4 protein-coding genes are annotated in these 6,000 nt (G+C 42.3%); 3 read left to right on the top strand and 1 reads right to left on the bottom strand.

The annotated features are described in order from the left end of the window. The first annotated feature begins 128 nt into the window (after positions 1 to 128). Positions 129 to 1,496 (top strand): NAD-dependent succinate-semialdehyde dehydrogenase, encoded by a 1,368-nt coding sequence (locus tag H6G76_RS17015; RefSeq protein ID WP_190702837.1) that lies wholly within the window; start codon positions 129 to 131, stop codon positions 1,494 to 1,496. Positions 1,497 to 1,654: 158 nt separating this feature from the next. Then, entirely contained in the window at positions 1,655 to 3,298 is a 1,644-nt protein-coding gene (locus tag H6G76_RS17020) for an acetolactate synthase large subunit (protein WP_190702840.1), read from the top strand. A 135-nt stretch (positions 3,299 to 3,433) separates the two neighbouring features. On the opposite strand, the gene H6G76_RS17025 is transcribed toward H6G76_RS17020, so the two are convergent. Beyond that, entirely contained in the window at positions 3,434 to 4,861 is a 1,428-nt protein-coding gene (locus tag H6G76_RS17025; RefSeq protein ID WP_190702842.1) for a Rieske 2Fe-2S domain-containing protein, read from the bottom strand. A gap of 226 nt (positions 4,862 to 5,087) precedes the next feature. Here H6G76_RS17025 and H6G76_RS17030 point away from each other — a divergent pair, with 226 nt between their 5' ends. Further along, entirely contained in the window at positions 5,088 to 5,846 is a 759-nt protein-coding gene (locus H6G76_RS17030; protein ID WP_190702845.1) for a PAP/fibrillin family protein, read from the top strand. The last annotated feature ends 154 nt before the right edge of the window (positions 5,847 to 6,000 follow it).

A 6,000-nucleotide genomic window follows, 5' to 3' on the forward strand; every position in this document is an offset into this window, starting at 1 on the left:
ATTGCGAAATTGTAATATTAAGCAACCAATTCTAAGGGATAAGTCTACAATTTTGATGGTAGCTTCTATAACTAAACTGTGTAAAAATAGTCAGCTACCTCAAGCTATTTTTCACGGGAGGTCAGGCAATGGCGATCGCCACCATCAATCCCGCTACTGGGGAAACGCTCAAAACCTTTGAGCCGCTTAACGATGCAGAAATTGCCACAAAATTAGATTTGGCAGATCGGGCTTTTGAGCAATACCGCAAGACAAGTTTCGCACAACGATCGCAATGGTTACAAAAGGCTGCACAAATTTTAGACCAAGATAAAGCAGACTTTGCGAAAGTCATGACGCTGGAAATGGGTAAACCCTATAAAGCCGCGATCGCTGAAATCGAAAAATGTGCTGCTGTTTGTCGCTATTATGCCGAACACGCCGCCGAATTTTTGGCTGATGTCGAAGTAAAAACCGATGCCAGCCATAGTTTTGTGCGCTATCAGCCAATGGGGATAATTTTGGCAGTGATGCCGTGGAATTTCCCCTTTTGGCAAGTGTTTCGGTTTGCTGCGCCTGCACTTATGGCTGGCAATGTTGGCTTATTAAAACACGCGTCTAATGTACCGCAATGTGCTTTAGCTATTGAAGAGATTATCCGACGGGCAGGTTTTCCTGAAGGTGTATTTCAAACGTTATTAATAGGTGCTGCAAAAGTTGCTGATTTAATCGCTGATGATAGGGTGAAAGCCGCAACTTTGACGGGAAGCGAACCTGCTGGTGCATCCTTAGCCGCCGCCGCAGGTAAACATATTAAAAAAACTGTGCTGGAATTAGGGGGAAGCGACCCATTCATTGTGTTAGCTAGTGCTGATTTAGAAGCGGCCGTTGCTACGGCGACCACAGCCAGGATGCTAAATAATGGACAATCTTGTATTGCCGCGAAACGCTTTATTGTGGAAGAAGCGATCGCAGATCAATTCGAGAAGCAGCTATTAGATAAATTCCTCACGCTGAAAGTCGGCGACCCCATGCAATCAGACACCGATTTAGGCCCACTAGCAACACCAGATATCTTGCAAGATTTAGATCAACAAGTGCAAGTTGCGACAAAAAGTGGTGGAAAAGTCTTGACGGGTGGGTATCCTATATCTGACCGCACTGGGAACTTTTATCCACCAACTATCATCACAGATATTCCGCCTGAAGCACCTATTGCCCAGGAAGAATTTTTTGGCCCGGTAGCCTTGTTATTCCGGGTTCCAGATATTGATGCTGCAATTAAACTAGCAAACGCCATCCCCTTTGGTTTGGGTGCTAGTGCTTGGACAACCAATGACCAAGAACGCTCACGCTTGATTGCAGAAATTGAAGCTGGTGCAGTCTTTATCAATGGTTTAGTTAAATCTGACCCCCGCTTACCTTTTGGTGGTATTAAACGTTCTGGGTATGGCCGAGAATTAAGCATTCAAGGCATACAAGAGTTTGTCAATGTTAAAACTGTTTGGGTTAAGTAATTAGGGAATAGGGAGTAGGGAATAGGGAATAGGGAATAGGGTGTTTCACTACTCCCCACTCACAACTCCCTATTTTGTACGGGGAATAGGGTGTTTCACTACTCCCCACTCACAACTCACAACTCCCTATTTTGTGCATCATTATTAAGGAAATGAAAATGAATACAGCAGAATTATTAGTAAAGTGTTTAGAAAATGAAGGTGTAGAATATGTTTTTGGTCTGCCTGGAGAAGAAAATTTACACGTTTTAGAAGCTTTAAAACATTCTTCAATTAAATTTATTACAACTCGTCATGAACAGGGTGCAGCTTTCATGGCTGATGTTTATGGACGCTTAACTGGTAAAGCTGGAGTTTGCCTTTCCACCCTTGGCCCTGGGGCAACAAATCTCATGACTGGTGTGGCTGATGCCAATCTTGATGGTGCGCCATTGGTCGCAATTACTGGGCAGGTGGGAACAGATAGAATGCATATTGAATCGCACCAATATTTAGATTTAGTGGCAATGTTTGCCCCGGTAACTAAGTGGAATAAACAAATTGTTAGACCGAGTATTACACCAGAAGTAGTGCGGAAAGCCTTCAAGCGATCGCAAACCGAAAAACCAGGTGCAGTCCATATAGATTTACCAGAAAATATTGCCGCTATGCCCGTTGAAGGTAAACCTTTACATCGGGATAAAATTGAAAAAACCTATGCATCTTTTGCTAGTATTAGGGCAGCAGCCGCGCTGATGTCTCAAGCGGTGAATCCATTAATCTTAGTAGGAAATGGCGCAATTCGTGGTCAAGCTAGTGATGCAGTGACACAATTTGCTACCCAAATGAATATTCCTGTTGCTAATACATTCATGGGTAAAGGCGTGATTCCTTATACTCATCCTTTAGCTTTATGGTCAGTGGGATTACAGCAAAGAGACTTTATTACCTGCGGCTTTGACAATACAGATTTAGTAATTGCGATCGGGTATGATTTGATTGAATTTTCCCCGAAGAAATGGAATCCAGAAGGTAAAATTCCCATTGTGCATATTAGTACATCTGCGGCGGAAATTGATAGTAGCTATGTTTGTAATGTAGAAGTCATTGGTGATATTTCTGACTCCCTGGTTGAAATTTTAAAAGTAGCAGACCGTCAAGGTAAGCCTAATCCCTATGCCATCAGCTTACGCGGTGAAATTCGGGCTGATTATGAACAATACGCCAACGATGATGGTTACCCCATTAAACCGCAAAAATTAATTTATGATTTGCGGCAGGTTATGGGGCCAGATGATGTTGTTATCTCTGATGTTGGCGCACATAAAATGTGGATGGCGCGTCATTATCATTGCCACAGTCCCAATACTTGCATTATTTCTAACGGCTTTGCGGCAATGGGTATAGCAATTCCTGGTGCATTAGCTGCCAAACTGGTTTATCCCAACCGCAAAGTTGTCGCCGTGACTGGTGATGGTGGTTTTATGATGAACTGCCAAGAATTAGAAACCGCTTTGCGGGTAGGTACTCCCTTTGTCACCTTAATCTTTAATGATGGCGGCTACGGCTTAATCGAATGGAAACAAGAAAACCACTTTGGCAAAGGTAATTCATCCTTTGTACATTTTGGTAATCCTGATTTTGTGAAATTCGCCGAAAGCATGGGTCTAAAAGGCTATCGTGTCGAATCTAGTCTTGATTTAATCCCGATACTCAAAGAAGCCTTAGCCCAAGATGTACCCGCAGTTATCGATTGCCCTGTAGACTACAGAGAAAACCGTCGCTTTACCCAAAAAGCTGGCGAGTTAAACTGCGCTTTGTAGTTAAGACAATTTCACAAAAAACCTGGTACATATAAACCTTGTAGAGAGACGTAGCATTGCTACGTCTCTACTTTAATTTCAGCTTAATCATGTTGGGTTTCGCTATCGCTTCACCCAACCTACGTCTGTCACCTGTTACCTACTCATATTCCTCGGCGGAATCTCTTCACCTTGGTAAAACCGTCGAATTAGCCTACCCAAACCAAACCAACTACCTGCACCAAGCAAAACAGCGACGCTTAAAATCGCCACAGTAATAGTCGAAACTTGCACCTGTAACAAGCACAGCACAGGTAGTAAAGTCCAAATCAGTGCTGTGAATATAGCAATTCCTAACCTTAACCTTTGCAGATTAGTCAAAGCAGTGCGACAACTAGCGCATTTTTCGGTGTGGGAATGATACCTATCTAATAAGGCTGTTTTAGATAATGGCGGTGCTAATTTTTCGCCGGGAAATGATTCTGCACTATATTGGTTCACCCAAGAACGTAGCTGTTGTACAAAAAGGTCAGCTTTAGTCGGTAGATAAAAAGCTTTGCTGAAGTTAGCACTCCCGCCTTGTTTTTCTAAATAGCGTTCTTGATAATGCAGAAAAATTTGATCATCTTCTAGTACACCATTTTGACCAAGGTGTGAGTACCAACGTGGTGTTAGCTTCAGGAACAGTCCAGGTAATTTAGAAGAGAATTTAAAAGGAAAGATGGCAAATAGCCGACATTCTCCTTTACGAATAGGGGTGGCGTAAACGACTGTTAATGTTCTGCCAAACTGCTTAGAAGTTAGGTCATGCCACATCAACCCAGGGGCAATAAATGTAGTATGTTGTTTCCCTAAAGTACCTTTGCGGGGGCCTTCCTCCCACACTCCCTGAAAACCCCATTTTCCTGATTCCACAATCTCTAATTCAACCGGAGAAACATTAGCGCGGTTACCTACAGTTTTGTGGTGTGTGTAAGGAATGTGGCTAGAATCGAGAACATTTTCCATCAACGTTAAGGCATCATAAGGAATGTCTCGAAAGGTGTTGAGACATACCCAGCCTTCAGGATCTTCTTCTAGTGCATCAACAATTGGAACTTTTGTTTTCGCCGCATTCTCAGATTTGCCTGGATATACAAACAAAAGCCCTTGACGAACTTTAGTAGGCAATGAATTTACGCAAGCACGTTGAGAAGTTTCTGCTTTACCGCCTTCAGCTTGTTGGGGAATTATCTCACACTTACCTGCACCAGAAAATGCCCAACCATGATAAGGACATTCAAGCCATCCCTCCTCATTAATTCTCCCTTCTGAAAGGGGGGCTAAACGGTGCGGACATTGGTCGGCAAAGGCGCGCCATGTCTGTTCATTTTTATCCCACCACAGCACTATATCCCTTTCTAATAAAGTAAACCGCGTCGGCTGAGTTTTGTCTAAATCTGCAATGTAGAAAACAGGATACCAAACTTCCTGCCAATCAAAGCGTTCTGGATCGAGTCCACCAGCAGGTAACTCTTGCGCTGTTTGGAATTGAGATGTTACTTCCAGAGAATTTTGCTCTGACTGTAAAACACTGTTAGACATGGTGGTGTTTTGTGACCGAGAATTAACCTTCTATCCAAGAAAAATGTAACAATTTTTTACTCTTGTGGCGAAGGATAGTTGATAAATCAGCCAATGGTCTAATACTAGTTTGTAATTCGTAATTAAGTGCGTTACATATGGTCTGGGTTTCGGGTTTTGAATTTCTTGCTGGATTTTAAAGAATTGGTCTAGAGTAACAACAGTTGAACTAGAGAATTTCAACACTATGGTAGTAGACATCAGGGAATCTCAATCTGCTAAACAAGCTTTGCGTCAAGCACTTGCTGCTTGTGGTGGTAATACTAAAGACGAAGCAGTGATTGCTGCTATTGAAAATCTCTGCCGTTTGAACCCAAAAGCAGCACCAACGCAAAGTGCTTTACAGGATGGTAAATGGTTATTAATTAGCGCACCAAATTTTCCAGGAGGTGAAAAACTTCCCGATGGTAGGTTTGTATATACCCTTGGTCGCCTCGCTTTTAATATGTTTGAGCCGACAAAGTTAAAGGTGAATATTAATCGAGTTTTACAATCTGTATTGTTATTAGAAAATGGTCAGCAGCGCACTCATGATATTGATGTAGAATTTACCACAATTGATGAGTCTGTTGGGCAGATAAAGGGTATTGTACGTAATTTGGGTATTTGTCAGCCCTTTAACGCGACAGAGTTACAAGCGAATTATACAGGCGGAATTTTAAAGCCACATCCGTCAACAAAGATGGCAGACTGGCAAGCTGTTTTTAGGAATCAACAAAAACCTTCAGCCACAAGTTGGAAGGAAAAGTTAACGTCTGGTTTGCTGAAATTAATGTTTGGTTTAGTCCCAGCAAAAGGGATGAATCCTGAGACTGGAGAGATTACTTTTAGTATGAAGCGATCGCCTAAAGGTCGTCTAGCTATTCTCTACCTTGATGAGGAATTACGCATCACTCGCGGTGAAAAAGGCACTGTCTTGGTATGTGAACGACTTAATGAGTCTTAGAACTCCTTTAATGAGTCTCGGAACTTCATTAATGAGCCTTTTAGCTCCTTTAATGAGCCTTTGAACTTCATTAATGAACCTTTTAGCTCCTTTAATGAGCCTTTGAACTCCTTTAATGAGTCTCGGAACTCCTTTAATAAGTCTTTTAGCTCCT

This window comes from Nostoc sp. FACHB-152, assembly GCF_014697475.1.
Lineage (GTDB): Bacteria > Cyanobacteriota > Cyanobacteriia > Cyanobacteriales > Nostocaceae > Nostoc_B.

Coding starts and splice junctions, on each gene's coding strand:
- H6G76_RS17030 (WP_190702845.1), top strand. CDS start 5,088: ATGGTAGTAGACATCAGGGAATCTCAATCTGCTAAACAAGCTTTGCGT.
- H6G76_RS17025 (WP_190702842.1), bottom strand. CDS start 4,861: ATGTCTAACAGTGTTTTACAGTCAGAGCAAAATTCTCTGGAAGTAACA.
- H6G76_RS17015 (WP_190702837.1), top strand. CDS start 129: ATGGCGATCGCCACCATCAATCCCGCTACTGGGGAAACGCTCAAAACC.
- H6G76_RS17020 (WP_190702840.1), top strand. CDS start 1,655: ATGAATACAGCAGAATTATTAGTAAAGTGTTTAGAAAATGAAGGTGTA.